The following is a 26,027-nucleotide window of genomic DNA, read 5'->3' as shown; positions in this document are numbered from 1 at the left end:
TGCACGACCCCCTAGGTGCCGCGCAAAAGAACAAGCGGCGAAAAGACCGCTTGCACTTTTCTCTCCCTGACCACAAAAAAACTGGGAAATTTCCATATTTCCCTAATTTTTTCAACACCATATCAGGCCGGATAAATTTCGTATCTGTACCCATATAATTCGATATGGTCCGATATGATATTACGACATAAAATATTGATTATGAGATTATTATAATTCAATTTGATTGTATATATTTATCCACGAAGGTGGATAGCAAGTGATGTTTCGCGCATCGCAAAACCGCCTACTTCTGACGAAGTGAAACCGATTAAAATCGAGTAAAAATAGGCAATGAACAAAGGCGGCAGAAAACGATTGGGGGACAAGAAAAGGATGCATGCCATAACGCTCCGGTTCAATGGTACGGAACTGGAAAAGGTGAAGACCATCCTGCAATCCTATAACCTTGATTTCAAGAAAAGGGGAACGGTCGGCCCTTTCCTAAGAAAGCTTATCCTGGACAGGGAAACGATAATGGATAAACGGATTCCCGATGGCGTCTCCACCTTAAGTTACCAGATCAACAAGATAGGCACCAACATCAACCAGCTGGTAAAGGTGGCCAATTACAAGGACATGAGAAGCCCGAACGCGGACCTCGGACAGGAATTGGATAGGGCGAACGAATTGATGCTGGAACTGATTGAAACCATCAACACCGAAAACCAAGAATGATAACAAGGATATTATATCGCAGCAATATACAGGGCGTGCTGAACTATGTATCGGGCAAACCAAAAAGCACCGTAGTCGGCTTTCAGAACACCTATTCCGATACCAACACCGACATGAAGTTTTTCGGCAGGGTACTCTACCATCTCGGCAATCGGCACGATTCGGAGAAAAGGTATGCGCATATCTCACTTAACCTGCCCCGTGGCGAGCACTTGAACGACACCGATTTCTTCGAACTCTCCAAAAGATATATGGAACATATGGGCTATGGCGAACAGCCCTATGTCGTGATCCGTCACCATGATACGAAACACGAACATGTGCATATCGTCTCGTCCACCATCAAAGAAGACTGTTTGCAGATCAACCTCTCCAACGATATCAGAAGGAGCATAGCGACCCAAAAGTACCTCGAAAAGGAGTTCGAACTTTCCCCATCGCCCGATACAAGGAATACAAGGGAGCTGCCGAAATATGAGATGCCCGAGTTCCGGAACCGTGACAGCAACGGGGTCCGGTTCTATATACAGGACATCGTTAACATCGCCCTGCAAAAGTACAAGGTCAGAAGTTTCAACGAACTTTCGCGGCACCTTAAGAAGCATCATATCGAGCTAAGGACGGTCGAGCGAAATGGACGGGTAGGGGTATCCTACGGCGTTGACGTAAATAATGGTTACAAATCAAGGTTCATCAACGGTTATACCGTACACCCACAATTGAGCGGTCCAAAACTGCAAAAGGTCTTTGAACAGAACCGAAGCTCGAAACTCTTGCCGATGGTCAAAAAACGGTTGGAAAAACAAATAAATACGGCTTACGGACTTTTTAAGACGATAAACCCAGAACACCTCCCCGATATCCTAAAAATTTATCAAAAACTGGATTGCAAGGTCGATTATAATGAAGAAGGAAAAGCCATGGGCTTTACCATCTATGACAAATCGGGATATGTACTCAAAAGTGACGAAATAGCACCTAATATCGGCATTCAAGAAAACCCCGAACTGTTCGGAAGCGAATATACCCAGATGTATGCGGAAAGCGAACAACTACAACTAGAGCTTCAAAGGTGCATCCGGGAAGCTTATAAGAGTACCTATCAAAATACGGGAAACAAGATCCTATATTCGGAGCATATCGATAGGATGCCGATAAAAGCGCTGGTCATGGAAATGGCCAGATCGGAACGTTTTCTATTTCTTAAAAAGTATTTACTTACCGACAACAGGAACTTGGGCGGTATAATCCAGGAACAATTCAATACGGTAAAGGACAAGCTTTATGATACGGAATCACACAAGGAAGAAAAGGAACTGAACGCAAAGGCCGAACTCATAAAAAAGGCCATCGGCGAGCAACTATTCGAAGCACCACAGCAACAGAAGGTTCTTTTCGAGCTTATCCACAGTCTTGGTACCGACTACGACAGGGGCATACTCCGATATACGAATTCCTATAAGCATCAAATCAAACTGAATTTAGGCCACATACCGTTGCCGGACCAAATCGATTTTTATGCTTCCCCCGGTTTTATCAAGGAAAACGAAAAAGTACTGGACGGGCTTTTGAACGACAGGACCGAAAATGAAATCGATCTACGGCCGTCGGCGATGTTCCTTCCATTGATGTTCCCGAACCTATATAAAGCCATGGCTGCACCATACAGACAAAAATTTGAAATGCTGAGCCTGAAATCCTATCATAAATATGCAGAGCGTATGCAGGTTTCCTTCGAAAAATCCCCGAGGGATTATATAGCATTTTTCAATGCCAAAGGTTTCTATTTCGAAAGAAATGAAGAAAAGCTGTGCATCGGTTCGATATATTCCAAGTACGCTGAAAAAGTTCCGCTTTCGCCAAAAACACAGGCCTATCTGGAGTCGTCAACAGACTTGGACCAGGTTTTGGATAAGCAAGCAGAAACCTTGAAGGACATCGAAACATCTGGACGGGATAATTTAAAAAGTCTTTGGTGCGGTCATTTGATAGAGCGAGGGCAATATAAGAAGGCGGCCTATCTCTTGGTATTGGATGGGGTGAGACCCAATCTACCTTTGGAGATATTGGAATACCATATGCAGAACGGACTGAAGGAAACCCTAGGTATTGTTTCCCAAAAGCAAGTGGACAAAAAACAGGCGCGTCTATTGCGACAGGGTGTTTATGCGCTTGGCAATTTGTTGGGAAGTAATAGTTTTAGAGAGGAAGAATTGTTTAACGGGTTCAAGGACGAGTTTACGGACTTTACAAAGTATAAGGGCAGGGGACTTTCAATGTAGAATCAATGAAAAGATTTGGATATGCGATTTTTGCCTCGAAAGGGCATTTTTTTGTGGATAGGGAGAAGAAGAAAAGGTATGGAGTTTCAAGCTAACATCTGGTTTCGCCCTATGGAATTTCTTCTTCTTGCTTATCCTCCCGAACACGGAAGAAATTCCACAGGATCCGCGTGCAGATAAGTCATGAATGAAATTTCATTTTAATATAATTGATTAACATTATTTGGTGTTTTTATATGTAGTGAAATCTCATTACTGGCAAATTAATCAAAGGATCGACTGTTGTGCTTAAATTTAATGTGTTTTTCCTACCCAAAAACACCAAAAAAAATGTTTCCATAAAGTGTGGTTCAACTTCTCGGGGATTGCAATTATAAACATCCAATTTCGCATATATAAAATTCGAAAGCAAAAGTTTTAATCATCAGAGAAATCTTCATGTTAACTCCATAAAGTGTTACAATACAAGCTACACGGGGATTTCGACTTTGTGGTTATTTCTATCAAAATATATCAATTACGGTCTCAATACCGGACTACATAATTGTTTTGATAATAATTTCTTTGGTCTTCCGAAGTCATTTAACCTTCTAGAAAACAAATTTTAGATGAATAGTATGCAAATCGAAAAATAACAGATAGAAGTGATGCTGATACAAGTATTAACGAATGGCATCTATATATTTTTTCAAAAGTTTTTCAAAAACATTATAAGCAATAGCTCCAAAAATAAATTTTTTATATGTTCATACATATGAACATATATTTCATATATTAGCAAGTATATTCTTATATTAATCGAATTTAGATGAAAAGGAAGACCAGTCAATATTTAATGCCGCTCGAGAAACAAACTACTAAAAAACCTTCCTATGACATTTATCCTTCGTTTCCTCTTGAAGAGGGTATAATTAATCTAGGTTATGACGGCTTGGTCGATGAAATCGTAAAAGAAAAGGTACTCTTGCTTGATGGCTATATTGGGGTAGACTGGAAAGAGATAGGCAGCACTCTAACAAAGAAATTAAAGGCGAAAGGTCTATCTATACAAGCTATTGACATTGAAACTTGTATGAAAGAGGAAAGTGAAATCAATAGACTAAAAAAACCGTTTCTAAGGGATGACGGTTCTATTTTTGGCTTCAAAACAACACTTGCTATCAAAGATTTTTTCGACTCGAATAAAATTGACAGCCTATCAATCTCAAAAGATTATGACATTACTCTAATTTATGGTACTGGTGCAAGTCAAGCCAATATTGATGGATTTTTAGTGTATTTTGATTTACCAAAAAACGAACTGCAATTTAGGATGCGAGCGGGTTGTATCACAAATTTCGGTTCAACTACCACGAAAGACCCCAAGCAAATGTATAAGCATTTTTACTTTGTTGACTGGGTGGTGCTAAACAAGGAAAAGAAAAGATTATTGCCCAAAATCTCAATTATTGTAGACCAACAAAGACCGTCAAATCCTACCTGGACAACTGGGACCGCTTTACGTCGAAGCCTTGCCAAAATGTCTAAAACCTATTTTAGGGCACGTCCATGGTTCGAACCAGGTGTTTGGGGCGGTCAATGGATGAAAGAGCGGTTTTTAGGCCTTAACCTTGATGTGCCTAATTATGCCTGGTCTTTTGAAATGATCGTTCCCGAAAATGGTCTAGTATTTGAGAATAGTGGAAAACTATTGGAAGTATCTTTTGATATGCTCATGTTTCAAGAATCTGAAAATATTCTAGGCAAAGCAGCAAAAAGATTTCAAGATGAATTCCCAATCAGATTCGATTTTTTGGATACTTACGATGGAGGAAATTTGTCCGTGCAATGCCATCCAAAACCCGAATACATAAAAAAAGAATTCGGTGAAAACTTTACTCAAGATGAAACTTATTATATTCTAGACGCCGGTAATGATGCGAATGTCTACCTCGGTTTTCAAGAAAATATAGACCCCAATGAATTCAGGAGGGCTTTGGAACACAGTTATGAGTCAAAAGAAGTGCTGGACGTTGGAAAATACGTGCAGAAACTTCCCGCTAAAAAACACGATTTATTCTTAATACCGCATGGCACGATACATTGTTCGAGCGTAAACAACATGGTTCTTGAAATTAGCGCCACCCCATACATTTTCACTTTTAAAATGTACGATTGGCAGCGGTTAGATCTTGATGGGCACCCCCGTCCTATGAATATACAACATGCTTTCAACAATCTGAATTTTGAAAGACAGGGCGAAAATGTTCTTGAAACTTTAGTTTCAAAACCATATGTCAAAAGTAGCGGTGATGATTGGACGAAGATACATTTGCCTACCCATCCGGATCATTTCTATGAAATCTATCGATATGAATTTGAAGATGAAATTAAAATAAGCACTAATGACCAGTGCCATATCCTAATGCTAGTCGAAGGCACTTCAATTAATCTGATACCTAATGACTGCCCTCCACAAACATTCCAATTTGCAGAAACTTTTGCGGTACCGGCGGCATCCAAAACTTTTCGATTAATAAATAATGGTAAAAACACAGCAAAGGTCATTGTCTCTTTTGTAAAAGATGAAGCTTGTTAGAATAATCTATATGAACAAAAATCCCATTATATCACTACTCGACCTAATCACTACTTTGATTTCGTGCCATGCACAGAATTGGACCGTTTGGAAAATAGGTGAGCCGAACAATAGTAGTATATTAGGAGGATATTTATCAGATTCTCCCTGAAGAAAACAACTATGGAATTTAAATTAGACCAAAATAGCCCAGTACCACTTCATGCCCAAATAGAGGAATATCTCAGAAAATTGATTGCTAAGAAAGATTATAAAAGCGGCGAAAAATTTCTACCCAAAGAAGTGACCATGTCCAAAAAACTTGGGGTTTCGAGAAATACCATTCGACAGGCCATTAACAAATTGGTTCACGAAGGCCTAATTGAGCGGAAAAAAGGGGTCGGCACTAAAGTTGTGACCAGAAAAATTTCAACGCGACTCGATAATTGGATCAGCTTTACCAAAGAGATGCGAAATCAAGGAATTGAGGTTGTAAATTATCTCGTCAATATCGCCTTAGTGGATGTAGAGGATGAAGTATATAAAGCTTTGGGGGTCACCCAGACAAAAAAAATATGGAAACTTGAAAAAATACGAGGATCTAAAGAAGCGAAATACCTGTATTCCGTATCCTATTTCCACCCTAGAATTGGAATAACCGGAGATGAAAACTTTATGACACCATTATATGAATTATTGGAGAAGGAGCACGATACTATAGTTTCCACATCAAAGGAAAAATTAAGAGCTATAAAGTCGGATAAAAAAATTGCAGCCATGTTGGAAATCGGAAATGATGTAGCGATTTTAAAAAGGGAGCGCTTAGTTACCGACATCGGGGATCGTCCAGTTGAATTTAATATAGTGTATTATCACACCGATTACTTTACATATGATATAGATATTAAGAGGGAGCTTTAGAAGTTTCTGAATAAGGAATTTTTTTATTCAAATAATATGTACGAACATTTAAACATTAAGAATGTCAAGCATGACTGCGCAGTGGGCAATTGGGGTTGATGTCGGTGGCAGCCATGTCACGAGCTCGGCTGTAGACATAGTTGAACTCAAGATAATTGAGGGCACTACTTATACCGTTAAAGTAGATAATAAAGCATCCAAAGAAGACATTCTCAAAAACTGGAGCAAGGCAATCAATCAATCTATTGAAAGTTCCGGAATTCATGACAAAATTAAGATAGGCTTTGCTATGCCCGGCCCTTTTAATTATAAAACCGGATTGGCGATGTTCGTTGGAAACAATAAAAAATATGAAAGCCTATATAATGTTTCCATTCCAAACGAATTTCAAAAATATCTTAAATCCTTTAAGTCCGATTATAGGTTCATCAACGATGCTACTGCTTTTGGAGTTGGAGTTGCTTCAATGGGCATGGCCAAAGACCATAGCAAGGTGGTCGCAATTACATTGGGTACTGGTTTTGGATCGGCATTCATCAAGAACGGCGTGCCCCAAGTAAATTCGGAAGACGTACCAATGGGTGGTTTTATGTGGGACAAACCGTACAAGAATGCCTTGGGTGACGATTACTTTTCCACCCGTTGGTGCATTAAAAGATATAAAGAAATTTCGGGAGTCGAAGCTACTGGAGTCAGGGAAATAGCGGAAGCAAATAATGATAATTCTCGAAAACTTTTTATTGAATTCGGTTCGAATATGGCGGAATTTATATTGCCTTTTCTTAAAAAATATCAACCCGACCTTATTGTTCTAGGAGGTAATGTCTCCAAGGCTAGTAATTTTTTTCTCCCTGCGTTGAAATGTAAGATCCAAGATGAGGGAATACACGTTGGTTTTGAAATATCCGATGTATTGGAAGAGGCGGCCATTATAGGAAGTGCCAAATTATATGACTCCCATTTTTGGGAACAAACACAGAACACAATTTACTAAAAGATGATATGTACGTCAATATGCAAAGGTCTTTGAGATATCTTTTTTATAATGCTTATATTATACTGTTTTTAAGCACAGCTACGGTTGCACAATCTCCTTCACAACAGTTGATTTGGAGCATCGGACAGGCTGATGGATCCCATTCAGAATTTGCTTTGACTCCAAATAGGTATGCTGAGTTTGCCCCCAAGGGTTTTGGTGGCGCTAATAGGTATTATGTGGTTGGCAAATCAAAACCTGAGAATGATTGGCCCTATATCCTTCCTGGACCTAAAGACGATTTTGCCGGTTACGGTTATTGGTCTGGGCGTGCGCTTCATAAGTTACCTATCTATTTTGAACTTGAGCAAACCATTGAGACGGATACTTGCAAACTTGTAGTCGATATCTTAGAGGTTAGTTCTAAAAACGCGCCCCTTTTCCGTGCCTTCATTAATGGAAAAGTATACGAACATCAGCTACGGCTCGGTAGATCAGGAGACCTACCTGAACGGTTAAATGCCATTATGCAGACAATTACATTTTCATTTCCATCGAAAGAATTAAGGAAGGGAGTGAACGAGATTATTTTCCAAAATATGACCGGTGGTTGGTGTGTGTTTGATGGTATTAAGTTGATAGGCCCTAAAGAACTATCCTTGGGCAAAATCGGTAATACGGTGTTGAAGTCCGTTGCTTTTGCCGATTTTGAAATGAAGGAAAAGAATAAAGATGTTCAACCGCTTTTAGTCGATATCCTACAGCAAGAAAACAATTCAGAGATTAAAATCTCGGTTGACGGTCAAGAGATGATTAAAAAAATTGAGGTTGGAAACAGTATTCTTGAATTCTATGTTCCAGCTGTATCCTCTAAAAAAATGTCCGAAGTCAATATATATATTGATGGAAAACTAAAATATAAGGAACAACTACGAAGAACCCCTAAAGAACAAATTGAACTTTCAGATTATGTAGATCAGTTTATGGGCACGAGCGGATCTCGATGGATGATTACACCGGGACCCCGTAACCCAATGCCCATGGTACAACTTGGGCCAAATAATCAAGGAACGGTATGGAAGGCAGGCTATGAATACCAAATAGAAAGTGTGACAGGTTTCAACCATACCCAAGAATGGACTATGGCCGGCTTTCTGATGATGCCGACCGTTGGTGCACTACAAACAAACCCCGGACCAGAGTACAGTCCGGATTTAGGGTATCGATCCCGAATCGATAAATCGACCGAAAAAGCTACAATCGGAAAATACAGTGTAGACTTAACGGACTATAATATACATGTCGATCTTACGGCTACTACCCGGGCAGGTTTGCAAAGGTATATTTTTCCGAAATCGAAGGTTTCACGCGTTATAATCGATGGGTATGCCGATGCCGAATATGGCTATCAAAATGTGGAGACGGAGATTACGCGATTAGATGATTATAGAATAGAAGGCTATGTACATCATATTTGCGATAAGACAGGGTACGTGATGACCCAAGATTACAAATTGTATTTCGCATTGGAATTCAACAAACCTTTTGAAAGTATGGGTGGGTGGACGGACAAATCCAAGGCATTGGAAAAAATGAACCATGGCCTAACCTATGAATCGGTTCAAAATGACACCAAGACTATCAAAGGTTCAGGAAGTGTTGGTGCAATTGTAAATTTCAAAACAACCGAGAATGATACAATTTTAGTCAGAAGCTCCATTTCTTTGGTGAGTACGGAAAATGCATGGTTGAATTTAAAAAAGGAAATCACAGAGCCCTTCGATTGGAATTTTGAACAAGTGGTCAAAAACCAACAGGAAATCTGGAACAAATATCTGGGCAGGATAGAAGTACAGACCGATGACTATCTACAAAAGGTAAAATTCTATACCAATCTATACAGGGCTTTATCTGGCCGAATGGCGTGGGGCGACGTAAACGGTCAATGGCTGGACATGAATGAGGAGGTACAAACATTTGACGATCCCGATCAAAGGTTGTGTTCGGGGGAATTTTGGAATACATTTTGGAACGTTCAGCAATTGAATCAGCTGATTGTCCCCGAGTTTTCTTCGATGCAGGTAAAAAGCCTTCTTGCTTTTTACGATAAGGGAGGCTGGCTCTCCAAGGGTATTTTCGGCGGAGAATATTCCAGCGTGATGGTTGCCGAACACGCTATTCCCTGGATCGTAGGTGCATGGAATAGTGGCATCAACGATTTTGATTTTGAAAATGCATATAAAGCCATGCACCACGTACAGACAACCCTTCCCATGGACTCCCATCCCGGAGGGGGAAGGGTGGGCAATGAAAGCCTTGAACCTTATTTGAAATATGGATATGTACCGTTAAATACGAACCTGTACCAAAGTTATGTCTCCAATACCCTTGAATATGCTTTTGACGATTGGTGTCTGGCCCAGGCCGCTAAGGTCCTAAAGAAGGACAAGGATTATAAGTTATTTATGGACCGTGCTGGGAACTGGCAAAATATCTTTGACCCTAAAACGGGCTTTATGCGGCCAAAGAATGCCGACGGAACATGGCACGAGCCATTTGACCCCTATCACACGCCCGGTTTTGTTGAGGGCAATGCCTGGCAATTTAGCTGGTTTGTTCCACATAATATGAAAGGCTTGGTTGACGTTATTGGCAAAGAGCGCTTTGTTGCCCGTTTAGACAGTGCGATGCACCAATCGAAAAAAGTAAATTTTAATGCCTTAGGCGATAATTTTTCAAAATATCCCATCAATCATGGTAATCAGCCAAATATGCAGTCTAGTTATCTATTTAATTACGCGGGAGCTTCGTGGTTGACTCAAAAGTGGGCAAGGGAGATACAGGAAAAATATTATGGAACCGGTCCACGTGATGCCTATCCTGGAGATGAAGATCAGGGCCAAATGAGTGCCTGGTACGTGATGAGTACACTTGGACTATTTCAAATGGATGGTGGAGCCGCGATCCATCCTCAGTATGAAATAGGAAGTCCTAGGTTTGAAAAAGTGACCATTCATCTTAGCGATAAATATTACGGAGGAAACACTTTTGTTATCAAAGCCAAAAATGCCTCCCGAGATAATAAATACATTCACGCGGCCACACTGAATGGTAATAAATTGGTTTCATGGAAATTTCCTCAAAAGGAGGTAATAATGGGAGGGGAGCTGCTACTAGAAATGAAGGACGTTCCCTATAAGGACTTATTCAAGAAGTAACCCTGGCTATTTCACTCCCTAGCAGCAATAAAGAAGGTTATAATTGACGATACCTTAGTGGTGATTTTTTAAAAGTGCCATTCGATAATTGTTAAAATAAGATAGTTATGACATCTGCGAATAGTTTAGAATGAATTACCCAATCTTGGACTGATATGCTCAAAAAGGTCCATTACCCTTGCTTTCTAATCCTAGCTAGACAGTTAGGATATTAAAATAACATGACCAAATAATTCGAAAATATGAGTTTGAAGGACGAAAATACTGCTAAGACCAACATGAAATATGTGTATTTGGTGACCGCGGTGGCCGCCTTGGGTGGGCTTTTATTCGGTTACGATACCGCCGTAATTGCTGGTGCAATAGGGTTCTTGCAAATCAAGTTTGAACTATCATCTGCAATGATCGGGTGGGCGGCATCGAGTGCCATATGGGGTTGTTTGTTTGGGGCCATGTTCGCCGGATATGCTAGTGACAGATTGGGAAGAAAAAAGGTGTTACTGGCGACCGCCGTCCTTTTTTCGCTCTCTGCGATAGGATCGGCCCTCCCGAATACTCTTACACAATTTGTAGCGGCCAGGTTCGTTGGAGGATTGGGTGTGGGGGCAGCCTCCATGCTTTCACCCTTGTATATTTCTGAGATTGCACCGGCGAAGATGAGAGGAATGCTGGTTTCATTGTACCAATTGGCCATTGTGTTGGGAATCAACTTTGTCTATTTCGTTAATCTCAAGATAGCCAATGTGGGAACCGAAGCCTGGAACATCGATATGGGATGGCGGTATATGCTCGGCTCAGAGATTATACCCGCACTTCTTTTCTTTATATTACTCTTTTTAGTTCCCGAAAGTCCGCGTTGGCTGACATTGAAGGGTAAGGAAGAAGAAGCGGCTACCATTCTAGAAAAAGTAAATGGGAAAGAAAAGGGGAAACAAGTTTTAAATGAGATTAAAGAAACGATTAGGGCCGAAAAGGGAACATTGAAAGAGTTGTTCGCTACAAAGTTAAGAAGGGCATTGATAATCGGTTTGGTCTTGGCTTTGTTCTCACAGATTACTGGTATTAATGCCATCATATATTATGCTCCTGAAATATTCAAGAATATTGGTTTCGGTACCGATTCGGCCCTACAACAGACCGTAATTATTGGTTTTGTTAATACCATTTTCACCTTTGTAGCTATTTACTTTATTGATAGAATGGGAAGAAGGACCTTATTGTTATGGGGGTTATCGGGTATGATTATATGTCTTTTCGGAACGGGACTGGTGTTCTATTTAGGCCATAGTGCCAGTCTTTGGACACTAATCTTCATATTGGGGTTTATAGCAAGTTTTTCCTCGTCGCTCGGGCCGATCCCATGGGTGATTATTTCAGAAATTTTCCCGATGAAAATAAGAGGTTTGGCAATGTCCTTTGCGACCATGACCATTTGGTTGGGGGTTGTGGCCATCACACAATTTACGCCGATAATGCTCGAAAATCTGGGAGGGGCATATACCTTTTGGATATTTATGGGCAATGCTATTTTCCTATTGATTTTCACCTACAAAATGATTCCCGAAACCAAGGGGAAGACTTTGGAAGAAATTGAAAAAAGCTGGGGTAAGAAGTAAGTTTCTAGAAAGTCAATCATATAAAACACCTTAAAATTATGTCTTTTCTATCCCATCAAAAAACCGTGATAATCACCCTCCTATTTGCGATAATATTAACCAAAACCCAAGCGGGTCCGGAAAACATCGCCGGCACGGCTAAAGCTAAGGCAAGCACAAGTCTGAACTCTGCTTTCGATATTGTCAATGTCAATGATGGCATGGCACGCTATACAAATATTGGAGAGTGGGCCTCTGACAGTATGATGAATTTCTGGGGCGGTGTAAACTATCCTTGGATGCAACTGGATTGGGACAGTCTACAAACCATCAATAAGATTGTATTATTCGATAGGACCACCTTGGATGCCCACACGGCAGGAGGAACCCTATATTTTAGTGATGGTACAGAAATAAGCGTTACGGCGATTCCTAATGACGGAAGCCCTAAAACAGTTTCTTTTCCTGATAAAAAGGTAGAATGGGTTAAGTTTGTGGTTACCGATGGAGATGGTGACCATCTTGGCTTATCAGAAATAGAAGTATTTCCTGCTCCAACGGACTATGATGATTATGTGTCATGGGTAGATCCCTATATCGAGACAACCAGGGGAAGGTATTTTTATTTTGTCACCGGAAGTCGTCCTTTCGGTATGATAAGCGCCGCCCCTATGACTCGGAACAAAAACCAAATGGGAGGTGGCTATAACTACAATACCAATGAAATATTGGGGTTCCCTCAAGTACATGGCTGGATGCTTTCGGGGTTAGACCTTATGCCAACTGCAGGTGAGATCAATCCTTCATTAGGAGAACAAAAATGGAAATCGAGCTTTTCACATGAAGATGAAGTTGTACAACCTGGATATCAAAAGGTTTTCCTTGAAGACTATAACATATGGGTAGAGCAAACCACTACGGATCGCGTAAGTTTTTATCGATTCAAATACACGAAAGATGCCGTATCGAATATCTTAGTAAATCTAGGGGGGTACATAGGTACTAGCACTATGACCGATGCCAAAGTGACTAAAATAACGGATACCGAAATTAATGGCTCTGTTAATACGATGGGTAGGTTATGGGGCGGTCCGGATAATGTAACCTTGTTTTTTGTTATTCAATTTGATAAGCCTTTCGAAAAACTAAACGGTTGGGTAGACCAAGATAAATACGAAGATATAACACATTTGAAGGGAAGCTCAGAAAAAACTCCAAGAAGACCAGAAGGATGGTCCTATTACGATGCCCCTACTTCAGGGCTCAGCGCGGTTTATAATGTAATAGAGGGTAGCGAACTACAAATGAAGATGTCTATTTCCTATACCAGTATTGCCAATGCCAAGAATAATTTAACACAGGAATGTGACCATTGGAATTTCGACCAAGTACGAAAGGAAGCAAAGGAGGAATGGAACGATTGGTTGGGAAAAATCGAGGTAAAGGGCGGCTCTGAACCACAAAAGATTAAATTTTATACCGATTTATGGCACACGTTATTAGGGCGTCATAAAATAGATGATTATAGTGGCGATTATCCTGATTATACCGAGGGTGACAGAAAAGGATCGCATACCCTCAATGCCAAATTAAAGGTTAGAACCTTACCCAAAAAAGACAACGGAGTACCTAAATTCCATATGTACAATTCAGATGCTTTTTGGTTGACCCAGTGGAACTTGAACATTTTATGGGGACTGGCATGGCCCGAAGTGTTAGATGAATTTTCAGCTTCAATGGTTCAGTATGCCAACAACGGTGGACTTTTGCCGAGAGGTCCAAATGCTGGTGGATATTCCTATATTATGACGGGCTGCCCTGCCACCCCTTTAATTGTTTCGGCTTATACTAAAGGCATACTGACAAAAGTAGACCATGAACATGCTTATTCTGTAATGAAAAAAAACCATATGCCCGGCGGAATGTTGGAAGCCGACGACCATTATATTGACAAAGGCTACTTTGCGGGAAATGCGGGAAGGACTCTGGAAGCGGCATTTCAAGATTGGTCTCTGGCCCAGATGGCCAAAGGATTGAAAAAGAAAAAAGATGCCGCTTATTTTTTGAAACGATCCGAAGGTTGGAAACAGTTGTACAACAAACACCAATCTCTTATTTTTCCCAAGGACGAAAACGGAAATTGGTCTCACAGCGACCCGCTTAGTGGTAAAGGATGGATTGAGGCAAACGCTTGGCAGGCTACATGGTCGGTTTCACATGACATCCAAGGGTTATCGGCATTAATGAGCGGTAATGACAAGCTATGCGAAAAGCTGAATTTTGCTTTTGAACAGGCAGAACCTACAGACTTTGTTTTTGCATATGGTAATGGCTACGTGAGCTATGCTAATCAACCAGGCTGCTCCAACGCCCACGTATTCAACTATGCCGGTAAGCCCTGGTTGAGTCAATATTGGGTGCGTAAGGTAAATGAGCAAGCCTATGGTGGAATAACACCTGATAAGGGTTATGGTGGCCATGATGAAGATCAGGGTCAAATGGGAGGTGTAAGCGCACTGATGTCCATGGGCCTGTTTAGTCTACGTGGCACGGCTGCGCTAGATCCCGTATATGATATCACTAGTCCCGTATTCGATGAAATTATCATAAAACTCGATTCTGAATATTATGAAGGGGATAAATTTATCATCAGGGCATATAACAATTCAGACGAAAATAAATACATCCAAAAAGCTAGCTTGAACGGTGTAACACTGAACCAATTTTGGTTTAAACATTCTGATTTTTCCAAGGGCGGTTTTTTGGAATTATGGTTAGGTCCCCAACCCAATAAGACATGGGGCACCTTCAAGCTTCCTGAATGATTCAAAAATGACCGAATTTCTTAATATCCAATTAATAAAACCGAAGGACAGATTAATTGATTAAGTATTCACAATTCCCATGATTGAGAATTTATTAAATTCTTAATCAAATAGTTAATAATTTATTAAACTGTGAACTATTTTTTTATATATTTGACTATGTATGAACATAAGTACATGTTAGCTTATTCGTGCCAACTCCCCCAATAAATGCCCTTTTAGTGAGTATTCAAGGATTAAAAATCCAAATAAAGAGATTCTATTATCTGTTACAAGGGATACATATTAGGTCTCAATTTGTCAAAAACCGAACTGAAGAAATAAATTTTAACAAAATAGCCAAGGAATAATTTATGATATCAAAGTTGAACACCATTTTCGTAAAAGTTAATCTGTTGTAAAAAACTTGTCAGTAGAATCTAACGAGCAGATGCTTTATTACTAAACAATCAATTAAACCAAAATATGAAAAGCAAACTATTCTTACGTGTTCGGTCATGGACTAACTACGGCGGGTACTTCTTTATTTTATCTTTTTTCCTATGCACAGGTTTGAGGGCAAATGATAATTTTCTCAACAAATCCAAAAAAGCTGAATTCCTTAAAGAGGGTGAGAGTCTCAGTTCTAATGTTGATTTTCAGCAAAGTGTAACTGGACAAATCCTAGATGAAAATGGAGTGGGTCTTCCAGGGGCCAGTGTCGTTGAAAAAGGGACTACCAATGGTGTCTCCACAGATTTTGATGGAAATTACTCCATTACCGTTAGTGAGGGTAGTGTCTTAGTTGTTTCATACATCGGATATCTTACCCAAGAAGTAACCCTTGGTTCCTCTTCTACAATTAATGTTCAAATGGAATTGGATGCTAGCCAGTTAGACGAAGTTATCGTAGTAGGGTACGGAACACAGATAAAAGCAAAAGTTACCAATGCCGTAGTGCAGGTATCGGGTGAAACGATTAATAAATCACCAACTGTTTCAATGGCAAATTCCCTTGCAGGGCGTATGTCTGGAGTTTTTGTAACACAAAACAGTTCCACGCCAGGTAGAGATGATGCCACTATTCAAGTAAGAGGAACAAATACCTACCGCAATAGTGGAGCACTCATTGTTATTGACGGGGTTGCCAATGCAGATGGCATTGATAGATTAGACCCCAATGATATTGAGACGGTCACGGTATTAAAAGATGCTTCTGCAGCAATATATGGAGCACAATCTGCTGGAGGGGTTATTTTAATTACCACCAAAAGAGGTAAATCAGGGAAGATGCAAGTCAATTATAATTCTTCCTTAAGTTTTCAAAGTCTGGCTAAACAAAGAGATTATGCAAATGCCGTAGACTATATGAATATCGTAAATTCAGCTGATGTACTGAATGGTAGCGACCCTTCTTTCCCAAATGAGATAATAAATGACTTCACATCAGGAGCAAGAAAATCCGAGAATTGGTTAGAAGCCTTTTACGGAGGTCGATCTGCCCCACAAAACAGGCAGTCATTGACTATGTCAGGAGGTTCTGAGCGAATTCGATATTTCACATCTTTAGGAACGTCTTCTCAAGGAGGCCTTTTGGTAGGAGACGATAAAACGAAAAATAGACAATACAATGTGCGGATGAATTTAGATCTCAAGGCAAGTGAAAACCTGGATTTGGGCCTAGACATAGCCTTACGTCAAAAAAACTCCCAATATCCTCAGGGAGGTGGTACAGGTGGTAGCGGTAACACGAGTCCATTAGTAGAAGCATTTGTTGATGGAGACACTCGTTACCCTACGCAGGGCTGGTCCCATTTAAACCAGGCCGCCCGAGTAAGGGGTGTTGGCTATCAGAGAGAAGCAGATCACGTATTAACATCGAGATTTACCTACAAATATAGAATACCCGGTGTAGAAGGACTGTCTTTGGAAGGCTTTGCCGCCTTTAATAGAACGTGGCAATATGACAAAGCGTTTAATTGGCCATGGGACTATTGGGAGAAAAATATAGATGGTGAAATTGTTAAAGTAAAGGCAAGGGATATAGATCCTGAAGGACTCACTGAAAGGTTTGAGCAAGAAGAGGCCATAACGCTGAACGCAAGACTCGCCTATACTACGACCATAGCAGAAGATCATAGGGTCGATGCTTTTGTAGCCTATGAGCAAAGCGAAGGTAAAGGCAATTACTTTTGGACATCACGTTTGGGGTTTGCTTCGAAATCGATAGACCAACTCTTTGCAGGTAGCGAAGACACCGCAAATTTTAGGAATTTTGGTTCCGGTAGTGAAAATGCGAGAAAAAATTACTTTGGCCGTTTGTCGTACGACTATAAATCAAAATATTTGTTCGGATTTAATTTTAGGTATGACGGATCCATAACCTTCCCAAAAGAATCGCGATTCGGATTTTTTCCAGGCGTATCTGCTGGTTGGACGATTTCTGAGGAATCCTTTTTCAAGAATAATTTAGTCAACCATTTAAAGCTAAGAGGCTCGTGGGGTCAATTAGGTAATGATAGAGTGGATCAGTTCCAATACTTGGCGGTTTACAAATACAGTGAACCTCCCGGGAACGGTGTAATTGGAGATGGCTATGTTTTTGGTGGACAAGATATAAAAGGCGTAATACCCGATGGTGTTGCCAATCCGAACATTACATGGGAGGTATCTGATAATCTTGATATTGGGCTTGAAATGGGTTTGTTCGAAGGCGCACTGAATCTTGAATTGGATTATTTTAAAATTAAGACCACAAATATATTGGGACGAAGAATAGCCTCTATTCCATCTTATACTGGTCTAGATCTGCCCGATGAGAATATTGGGGAAATGGAAAATAAAGGATTTGATTTCTCATTACGGTATAATCAGAATTTTGGCGAAGTGGGGCTTGGTTTGGGAGGAACTTTGACTTATGCGAAAAACAAGATTATATTTTTTGACGAAACCCCTACCGATTTTTTATATCAGAAATTGGAAGGTCAACCTTTTGGTTCGATTTTGGTCTATGAAGCCCTTGGTATTTACAGATCGCAAGCAGATTTAGACAATAATGTGAATTACCCAAATGCAGGTCTTGGCGAATTGATTTTCGCAGATTTAAACAACGATGGCGAGATCAACAGTGATGATAGATACCGTTATGACCCCCTTGCAACCCCAAGACTTCAATTTGGTTTAAACTTGGATTTAAATTATAAGAGTTTTGATTTTACTGTATTGTTCCAAGGCGCCACAAAGGTACAAAGAACGTTGAGCAACGGTTTCAATTCAGGAGCCGGAGGTAATTCATTTGATTATGCGGCACAAAATAGCTTTACTTTAAACCGTACGAATGCCCTGCTCCCCAGGGTGGGCACCACCACTTTAGGAAACTCCGCCAGTGATTTTTGGTACAGAGATGCATCTTACCTCCGTTTAAAGTCTATGGAATTTGGGTATAGCTTTCCGAAAGATATAATGAATAAATTCGGCATAGATAATCTAAGATTTTATGCCAGTGGTTATAATTTGTTGACTTTCTCAAAATTGGATAAATATGGTTACGGAGATCCTGAGCAAGATAATGGGGGTTATCCTCCATTAAAAACAATAAGTTTCGGTTTAAATCTAGCTTTTTAAAAAAATAACTATGAGAAATTTAAAACATATAAATAAATTGAAGAATATAAAGAAGGTCATTCCCCTTCTCTTAGTTGTGACCATGGGTGCCGTAATGGTATCATCATGTAATGATGACATGTTGGACAAGAGTCCATTGTATGCCATTCCTGAAACGGATGTTTTTAATGATCCCATTTTTTTGAATGGCTATGTTGGTTCCACTTACAATGGCATCAAAGTTCATTATAGGCCTGCCGCAGGCGGTCTGATAGGTCTAACTGATTTGGCATTTATACAGACACAAACAAATGATATAGGAGGGCCGGGAGAAGAATATCTACAGGCTGGCATGACACCGGAAAATGTAGATGCCCTAACAAATGGACTATGGGCCCATCAATATAAATACATAACCAATGTGAATCTTTTTCTAGAAAAAGTTGAAGGTTCAGCTATTGAAAAAGAAACTCTTGATCCCTTGGTAGGCCAGATGCTTTTTTTAAGGGCCTATATGTATTTCGAATTAAGCAGACATTTTGGTGGTGTTCCAATAATAACAGAAACTTTTAGTTTGACCGAGGAGTCTTATAGTGTGCCAAGAAATACCTACGACGAGGTTGCCGCATTCGTAATTTCCGAAGCGGAGAAAGCGATTCCGCTTCTTCTTAATCATAGCGATGCACCTTCAGGGATGGCCACTAAACAGGCCGCATTAGCCTTAAAGGCCCGAATGCTTTTGTACATGGCTAGCCCTTTAAACAACCCAAGCAATGATCTTGCCAAATGGCAGGCTGCCGAAGTGGCTACCAAGGCGGTCATTGATGCCGGGTTTACTTTACACCCTGATTATATGGCTTTATTTCATGATCCCGTTGCCGAGGACGAGAGCATACTAGCCCGAAGTTACACAAGTCTTAACCGGGTCGCCTCGCAAGGGGGATGGGGATATAATTACGATTTTTGGCCCAGTGGGTTTGATGCCAACCAAAGAGTCACCCCTACGCAAAACTTTGTAAACGCATTTCAGATGACCAACGGTGAATACCCCTATCTTGCCGATGGAATAACGGTGAATCCAGCTTCTGGCTATGATGACCAGCTCCCAAATATTGACAGAGATCCGAGATATTATGTAAATGTGCTCTATTCGGGCGCTATTGTTCAAATTTTTGATGGATCAAAGAGTGCGGAGAGGGCTTATGAATATTGGGAAGATGCGAATCCAACAATTCCTCAAGAGAATCCTGATTGGAACGGTGAAACCATTTTCGATTTTGGAAAAGACTCCAAATCTTTCTGGGTCGCCGGAAAAACACCTTTTCATTGGAATATACAAACGGGTTACGCATTTAGAAAACTGACAGATTTTACAAGTCCAAGGGCTAGTTGGGATCATGATTATGATAATGTGACCTCTTATTTTAGATTAGGTGAGTTTTTATTGAACTATGCCGAAATCCAAATGGCACTCGGCAACGAAGATTTGGCTCGCGAGTATATCAATAGGGTGCGTAAAAGAGAATCTGTCAATATGCCCGATATTACATCGAGTGGTGCCGATCTGGTCCGCGCGTATAGAAATGAACGCGTGGTAGAATTGAACTTGGAAGATTCACGTTTTTATGATCTTATGAGATGGAAAGCGGCACCAGGAAATGTAGACCTGAATCCTGCAAGGGGAATTACAAGTCTAACCAAAGATTGGTCCGATGGTGGTAAATTGAGTTATGAGTATGGAACAATCACCACAGCGACTACAAGGGCGACTTGGCCTGGAGACCACTATTACTTAATGCCCATCCCCGTAGATGAAATAAACAAAAGTGAAGGGGCACTGGAACAAAATCCAGGATATTGATAAATTGCCTTATTGATTTTAAATCCTTGCCATTGTTTAATGATATCTTTTTGTGTTGATTTTCAAAAAATATAATCTAAATAACAGCTATTAACAGGCAACTATATTAGACGAACCCTTTCGACTTTATGCTAAAGTCGAAAGGTTTTGTCTTATCAATGAGTTAGATTTCATACACCGACCATATATGGTTCGTTCGCTCAAAATTAGACATTGTACCCAAAATAATGATAAACTATAGGTCATATATGATGAAGCGTAACATTAAAATTTTTAGATTTCTTTCTTTACTGCTAATACTGATTATCTATAGTAGTTGTGAAAAGACCTTGGAGAAAAAGGAGAAAAACGACCTAGGTTTATTTGAAAAAGTGGGTGCCGAACAGTCTGGAATCCATTTTTCAAATAACATTACCGAAAATGATTCTATAAATTATTTCAGCTATCTGTATATCTATATGGGAGGCGGTGTGGCCATAGGGGATTTCAATAACGATGGTCTTCAAGACGTTTATTTTACTGGAAACATGGTGGAGAACAAGCTGTACCTTAACAAGGGTGGCTTGCAATTTGAAGACATTACCGAATCGGCCGGAGTTGCCGCCGACAATAGATGGGTAACAGGTGTTACTTTGGGAGATGCCAATCAAGATGGGTGGATGGACATTTATGTTAGCGTTTCAGGAAAATGGGTAACCCGAAAGAACTTGTTATATATCAACGATGCCAAAGAAGGCGGCGTGCCAACTTTTACAGAATCTGCAGAGAGTTACGGTGTCGCAGATACGGGAAATAGCACGCAGGCAGTCTTTTTTGATTATGATCTTGATGGCGACCAAGATCTTTACGTGGCGAATTATCCTTTGACCGAACCCGGTCCGAACATGGAAAAATATTTAAGATACCGAGAATTAGGAACCCCCTATGATAAAAGTGATCGATTGTATAGGAATGATGGTAATGGAAAATTTAAAGACCTTACTCAAGAGGCCAATTTGATGAAATACGGACTTTCTTTGGGTATCTCCGTAGGAGATTTCAATCAAGATGGTTGGCCAGATCTTTATGTTTGCAACGATTTTGTTACACCCGATTATTTTTTAATTAACAATCAGGATGGTACTTTTTCTGATGAAAACTTAAAACTTACCAGTCATACCTCCTACTTTTCCATGGGGTCCGATGTGGCCGATTTCAACAATGATGGTTTACTTGATCTCTTTCAAGCGGATATGTTACCTAAAAGCAACAGAAGAATCAAAGAAAACATGGCCACCATGAATCCTGAAAAATTTAATTCGATAGTAAGAAACGGGCTGCACCATCAGTATTCGGCGAACAGCTTACAGTTGAATATGGGCAATGATAAAGATGGCTTGCCGCGCTTTAGTGATGTCGCCAGAATGACAGGGCTGTCTTCCACTGATTGGAGTTGGGCAACCGTATTTGCTGATTTTGATAATGATGGACATAAGGACGTATACGTAACTAATGGTGTCAGGCGAGACATAAATAATCAAGACTTCTTCAAAGCTCCAAAAGAAGAACAGGATAAACTGAATGATTTGGAACTAACGAAGAAACTACCATTTGAAAAAATCAAGAACTATGCGTTCAAAAATAATGGGGATTTGTCATTCGAAGACATCGGTGAAAAATGGGGTATCGATTATAATGGCTTTTCAAATGGCGTTGCCTACGGAGATCTTGATAATGATGGGGACCTAGATCTTATTGTTAACAATCTAGATGAGAAAAGCATTATCTATGAAAATACGACGACTGACCGGAAATTGAATAAGTTTTTAAGGCTGAAAATGAACGGTCCCCAAAACAATACAATTGGCTTAGGCTGTAAGGTATGGCTAGAAAACAATGGAGAAACCCAATTTCAAGAATTAACCTTGACCAGAGGATTTCAATCATCGGTTGAGCCAATCATGCACTTTGGTATTGGATCAGATGCCGCTATAGAAAAAGTCAGAATACTTTGGCAAGATGGTAAAGAAGAAATTTTAAACAATGTAACTTCAAACCAAATGCTTGCAATAAATTATAACAACGCAAAAATTCAAGGAAAAACTGAAATAAATAAGTCAAAACCGCTTTTTGAAGACATCACTGATAAAGTACAATTAAAATTCAAACATAAAGAAAATCCATTCGACGATTTTAGGTACCAAGTACTTCTTCCTCATAAAACATCGGAGTACGGACCAGCATTGGCTGTTGGTGATATAGATAATAACGGATTGGATGATATTTATGTGGGCGGCGCTTTTGGTCAGGCGGGTAAAATGTACCACCAAAATAAAGACGGTATTTTTTCAGAGATTTCGAATGATATATGGGAATCTGATAAGAAACAGGAAGATGTAAGTGCCACTTTTTTTGATGTAAACGGAGACGGTTTGCAAGACCTTTATGTTGTTAGTGGCGGTAATGAGGCCAAAAGTGAAAGTGCGTATTATCAAGATCGTTTGTATATAAATAAAGGGGAAGGAAAATTTGAAAGGAATAGAACAGCCCTGCCTAAAATGCATAGTAGCGGATCCTGTGCGGTTCCTGGAGATTTTGATAATGATGGTGATTTGGATTTGTTCGTTGGCGGAAGACTTGTTCCTAGAAATTACCCCAAGGCCCCTAGAAGTTTTATCCTCAAAAATGAGAGTACTTCAACAGAAATTAAATTTGTTGATGTTACGGAAGAAATTGCGCCAGATCTATCCCAATTGGGGATGGTAACCAAGGCCGAATGGGTAGATGTTGACAATAACAGCTACCTAGATCTGATGCTCATAGGGGAATGGATGCCTATAACCTATCTTAAAAATGAACAAGGGAAATTTGTAAATGAAACGGATAAAATAGGGTTTTCAGATACAGCAGGCTGGTGGTTCGGAATGATCAATGAAGATTTTGACCAAGATGGGGACCAAGATTTCGTTTTGGGTAATCTTGGCCTGAATTACAAGTATCAAGCTACCGAAGACGAACCGTTCAGTATTTATATGAATGATTTTGACCGGAACAACAAAGAAGATATTGTTTTAAGTTATTATGAAAGTGGAACGGAATATCCCGTAAGAGGAAAAGGATGCTCATCAGAGCAAATTCCTGTCATCAATTATAAATTTAAGAGTTATGAGGCTTTTGCGTCAGCAAGCTTGGCAGATGTATACACTACGGAAGAGTTAAAAGAATCATTGCAATTTAAAGTGAACAACTTTGCATCGATATACTTGGAAAACCAAGGGGATGGTACATTCAAAAAATGGCCATTAGATAATTTGGCACAAATTGCACCGATGAACTCGATGGTAATTCATGACATTAACAAAGACGGCCATTTAGACGTTGTTCATGCAGGAAATCTTTATGGATCGGAAGTTGAGACGCCAAGAGCAGATGCCAGCTATGGCGGCCTTATGGTGGGAAATGGTAAAGGGGGTTTTGAAAGCAAAATGCCCTACCAAAGCGGTCTTATGGTAAAAGGTGAGGTCAAGGCGGCAAAAAAAATACGTTTGGCCGGTGGCGGAACGGGTATCCTTTTTGCCAAAAACGATGATTACTTGCAGTTGCTGGAAATTTTATGATTCTCGACTTCTTTATTTCTAGAAGCATTTTTTAACTATTTCCTAAATCTGAAAGCAGTTCGTTGATTTTACCATGACTATTCCAAAATCATTTCCATGGGCACCCAAATAAATTTCGGTCTATAGTAGTCGGTATTTACTTCATGAATATTTGATACCTCAAAACTATTTACGCAGTAAGAAATCAACAGCTTGTTATCACTCATGTACTGGGGGTGTGCCATAGCATTATATGTAAATACTTGATCTTTTGTGTTTTCTTGCTCCGTAGTATGGTATAGCAATTTCTCATTACGCCAAGGGCCAGTTGGCGTATCTGATATGTAAGAATAGATATTCCCATTACCCAATTCCCTAGCCTGAAGAATCAGAACGAAAATTTTCTCATATTCAAAGACAGAAAACTGTTCGGGCAGTGGCTGCCCTACTCCTTTCAAAGAAGAACTCTTAATGGGATTGGAGTCCCAGCCATTTCCATCGAAAAACTGAAATGAATGTAGCATATTTGTGTTCCCATCAAGTTTTCCTCTTGCTACATGAAGTGCCGTGGAATCCTTGCCATTCCATGCTCCATATATATAAGTGAAATCTTTTGTATTGATTATAGAATGTCCGTAATGAACATCGTTACGGTTAGAATACAAAAAATCATTTTGAGAAATAATTTCGAAACTCTTGGCATCCATAGTAATGTAATCCGTACCCGAAAATTTAAACCCCCAGGCGCCTTCACCATGTAAAAACCGTGACATAAATACATGAAGTACACCTTTCTTTTTAAAACCATGACCAGGCCAATAATATTCTTTAGCATTGCCATAATTTGGTTTCAATAATGCATCTGGATTATTGGCAGTACCCTTATAAAGTGCTTTATGGGTCTTTTTCTTTTTGTCAATCAAAATGAAGGTGTTATTTATCATTTCACTATTTACATCCCTCTTTTTATAATGAATCGGTCTCAAAAATGAATCTCCCATCATAAATAACGAAGTATTGTTATCTAGCGGAAAGGAAATAGCTCCATCTGCACCAGTAACCCCTGTACTATCAACTATAACCAAATCTTCGAAGTCTTCTGCCTTTGTAACAGTACGAATTTCATCCTTATTTCTATTTTCTGTAGAAACATTCCTCTTTTTTTCAATACATGAAAAATTGGAAAACAAAAGGATAGCTGTCAAAATTTTCAAAATTATTATCAATTTGAAATTGATCATATTGTCATGTTTAAAATTGTATTACAGGTACAACGTGTGCATACTATTCAAATGTAGGAAGTTATGAAATAAATGTTAAAAAATATTGTTCATATGTTTAAACATATATTTTCTTATATTTGAATCATTCTTGATTACTGTATAATTTTCTAGAATTTCTCAAGTATCCAAAATTTTAGTATTAAAGTTACTGGAGAATCAAAGCCGTGTCATCCATGAAACAAAAGCTAGGTATTTTCATCATTCTCGCAATTTTGGTCGGGGTCCTCTTTGCCATCAAGCAGGGGGCGTTCACCATCAAGAACGACGGGTACGCGAAGGTGAAGATACCCGATGTGGTCGACTACAACTTCCATATCAAGCCAATTCTATCCGATAAGTGCTATACCTGCCATGGCCCCGATGCCAACAAGCGCAAGGCGGGCCTGAGGCTCGACCTTGAGGAGAACGCGTTTTCGGAACTGCCCGAAAGCCCGGGGAAACATGCGCTCGTTGCGGGTAGGCCGAATATGAGCATGCTCTATAAGCGGATCGTATCGGAAGATTCGGAAGAGGTCATGCCGCCCTCCGATTCACAATTGAAACTCAATCCCCATGAGAAGGAACTCATCAAGAAATGGATCAAACAAGGCGCCAAGTTCGAGAAACACTGGGCCTATATCCCTCCCGTGAAATCG

Annotated in this window: 13 protein-coding genes; 12 read left to right on the top strand and 1 reads right to left on the bottom strand. The window is 39.9% G+C overall.

Annotated elements, in window-relative coordinates; translation table 11 throughout:
* Positions 1-333 precede the first annotated feature (333 nt).
* The 11 genes from mobC to BLS33_RS24125 all read left to right on the top strand — a co-directional run bounded on the left by mobC (position 334) and on the right by BLS33_RS24125 (position 24,130).
* A complete protein-coding gene (gene mobC, locus BLS33_RS24175) occupies positions 334-717 on the top strand; it encodes a plasmid mobilization relaxosome protein MobC (protein ID WP_089895851.1) in 384 nt (127 codons plus the stop codon).
* On the top strand, positions 714-2,999 hold the full coding sequence (locus tag BLS33_RS24170) for a relaxase/mobilization nuclease domain-containing protein (protein WP_089895849.1): 2,286 nt from the start codon (positions 714-716) through the stop codon (positions 2,997-2,999). Before mobC ends, BLS33_RS24170 begins: the two co-directional genes overlap by 4 nt.
* Before the next feature lie 808 nt (positions 3,000-3,807).
* Entirely contained in the window at positions 3,808-5,577 is a 1,770-nt protein-coding gene (locus tag BLS33_RS24165) for a class I mannose-6-phosphate isomerase (protein ID WP_089895847.1), read from the top strand.
* A 162-nt stretch (positions 5,578-5,739) separates the two neighbouring features.
* Complete coding sequence (locus BLS33_RS24160) at positions 5,740-6,477, top strand: GntR family transcriptional regulator (RefSeq protein WP_089895845.1); 738 nt, start codon at positions 5,740-5,742, stop codon at positions 6,475-6,477.
* A 61-nt stretch (positions 6,478-6,538) separates the two neighbouring features.
* Positions 6,539-7,471: an ROK family protein gene (locus BLS33_RS24155; protein WP_089895843.1), complete on the top strand. Its 933-nt coding sequence runs from the start codon at positions 6,539-6,541 to the stop codon at positions 7,469-7,471.
* Positions 7,441-10,671 carry a GH92 family glycosyl hydrolase gene (locus BLS33_RS24150; RefSeq protein ID WP_143017687.1) on the top strand — a complete coding sequence of 1,077 codons (3,231 nt, stop codon included), beginning with the start codon at positions 7,441-7,443 and terminating at the stop codon, positions 10,669-10,671. Before BLS33_RS24155 ends, BLS33_RS24150 begins: the two co-directional genes overlap by 31 nt.
* Before the next feature lie 242 nt (positions 10,672-10,913).
* Complete coding sequence (locus tag BLS33_RS24145; RefSeq protein WP_176801500.1) at positions 10,914-12,287, top strand: sugar porter family MFS transporter; 1,374 nt, start codon at positions 10,914-10,916, stop codon at positions 12,285-12,287.
* A gap of 38 nt (positions 12,288-12,325) precedes the next feature.
* A complete protein-coding gene (locus tag BLS33_RS24140; protein WP_089895839.1) occupies positions 12,326-15,091 on the top strand; it encodes a GH92 family glycosyl hydrolase in 2,766 nt (921 codons plus the stop codon).
* A 465-nt stretch (positions 15,092-15,556) separates the two neighbouring features.
* Complete coding sequence (locus BLS33_RS24135; protein ID WP_089895837.1) at positions 15,557-18,694, top strand: SusC/RagA family TonB-linked outer membrane protein; 3,138 nt, start codon at positions 15,557-15,559, stop codon at positions 18,692-18,694.
* 10 nt (positions 18,695-18,704) lie between these two features.
* The gene (locus tag BLS33_RS24130) at positions 18,705-20,534 is read left to right on the top strand and encodes a RagB/SusD family nutrient uptake outer membrane protein (RefSeq protein WP_089895835.1); all 1,830 of its coding nucleotides are present in this window, start codon (positions 18,705-18,707) and stop codon (positions 20,532-20,534) included.
* 248 nt (positions 20,535-20,782) lie between these two features.
* Positions 20,783-24,130 carry a VCBS repeat-containing protein gene (locus BLS33_RS24125; protein WP_245731665.1) on the top strand — a complete coding sequence of 1,116 codons (3,348 nt, stop codon included), beginning with the start codon at positions 20,783-20,785 and terminating at the stop codon, positions 24,128-24,130.
* A gap of 77 nt (positions 24,131-24,207) precedes the next feature.
* Here BLS33_RS24125 and BLS33_RS24120 read toward each other — a convergent pair whose 3' ends face one another.
* Positions 24,208-25,350 (bottom strand): DUF4185 domain-containing protein, encoded by a 1,143-nt coding sequence (locus BLS33_RS24120; RefSeq protein WP_089895833.1) that lies wholly within the window; start codon positions 25,348-25,350, stop codon positions 24,208-24,210.
* Positions 25,351-25,565: 215 nt separating this feature from the next.
* Here BLS33_RS24120 and BLS33_RS24115 point away from each other — a divergent pair.
* Positions 25,566-26,027 (top strand): c-type cytochrome domain-containing protein (locus BLS33_RS24115; protein WP_317039883.1); only part of this gene is annotated, 462 nt, incomplete at its 3' end.

This window comes from Kriegella aquimaris, assembly GCF_900103215.1.
GTDB classification, from domain to species: Bacteria; Bacteroidota; Bacteroidia; order Flavobacteriales; family Flavobacteriaceae; genus Kriegella; species Kriegella aquimaris.
This window is presented reverse-complemented; position numbering and strand designations above follow the sequence as displayed.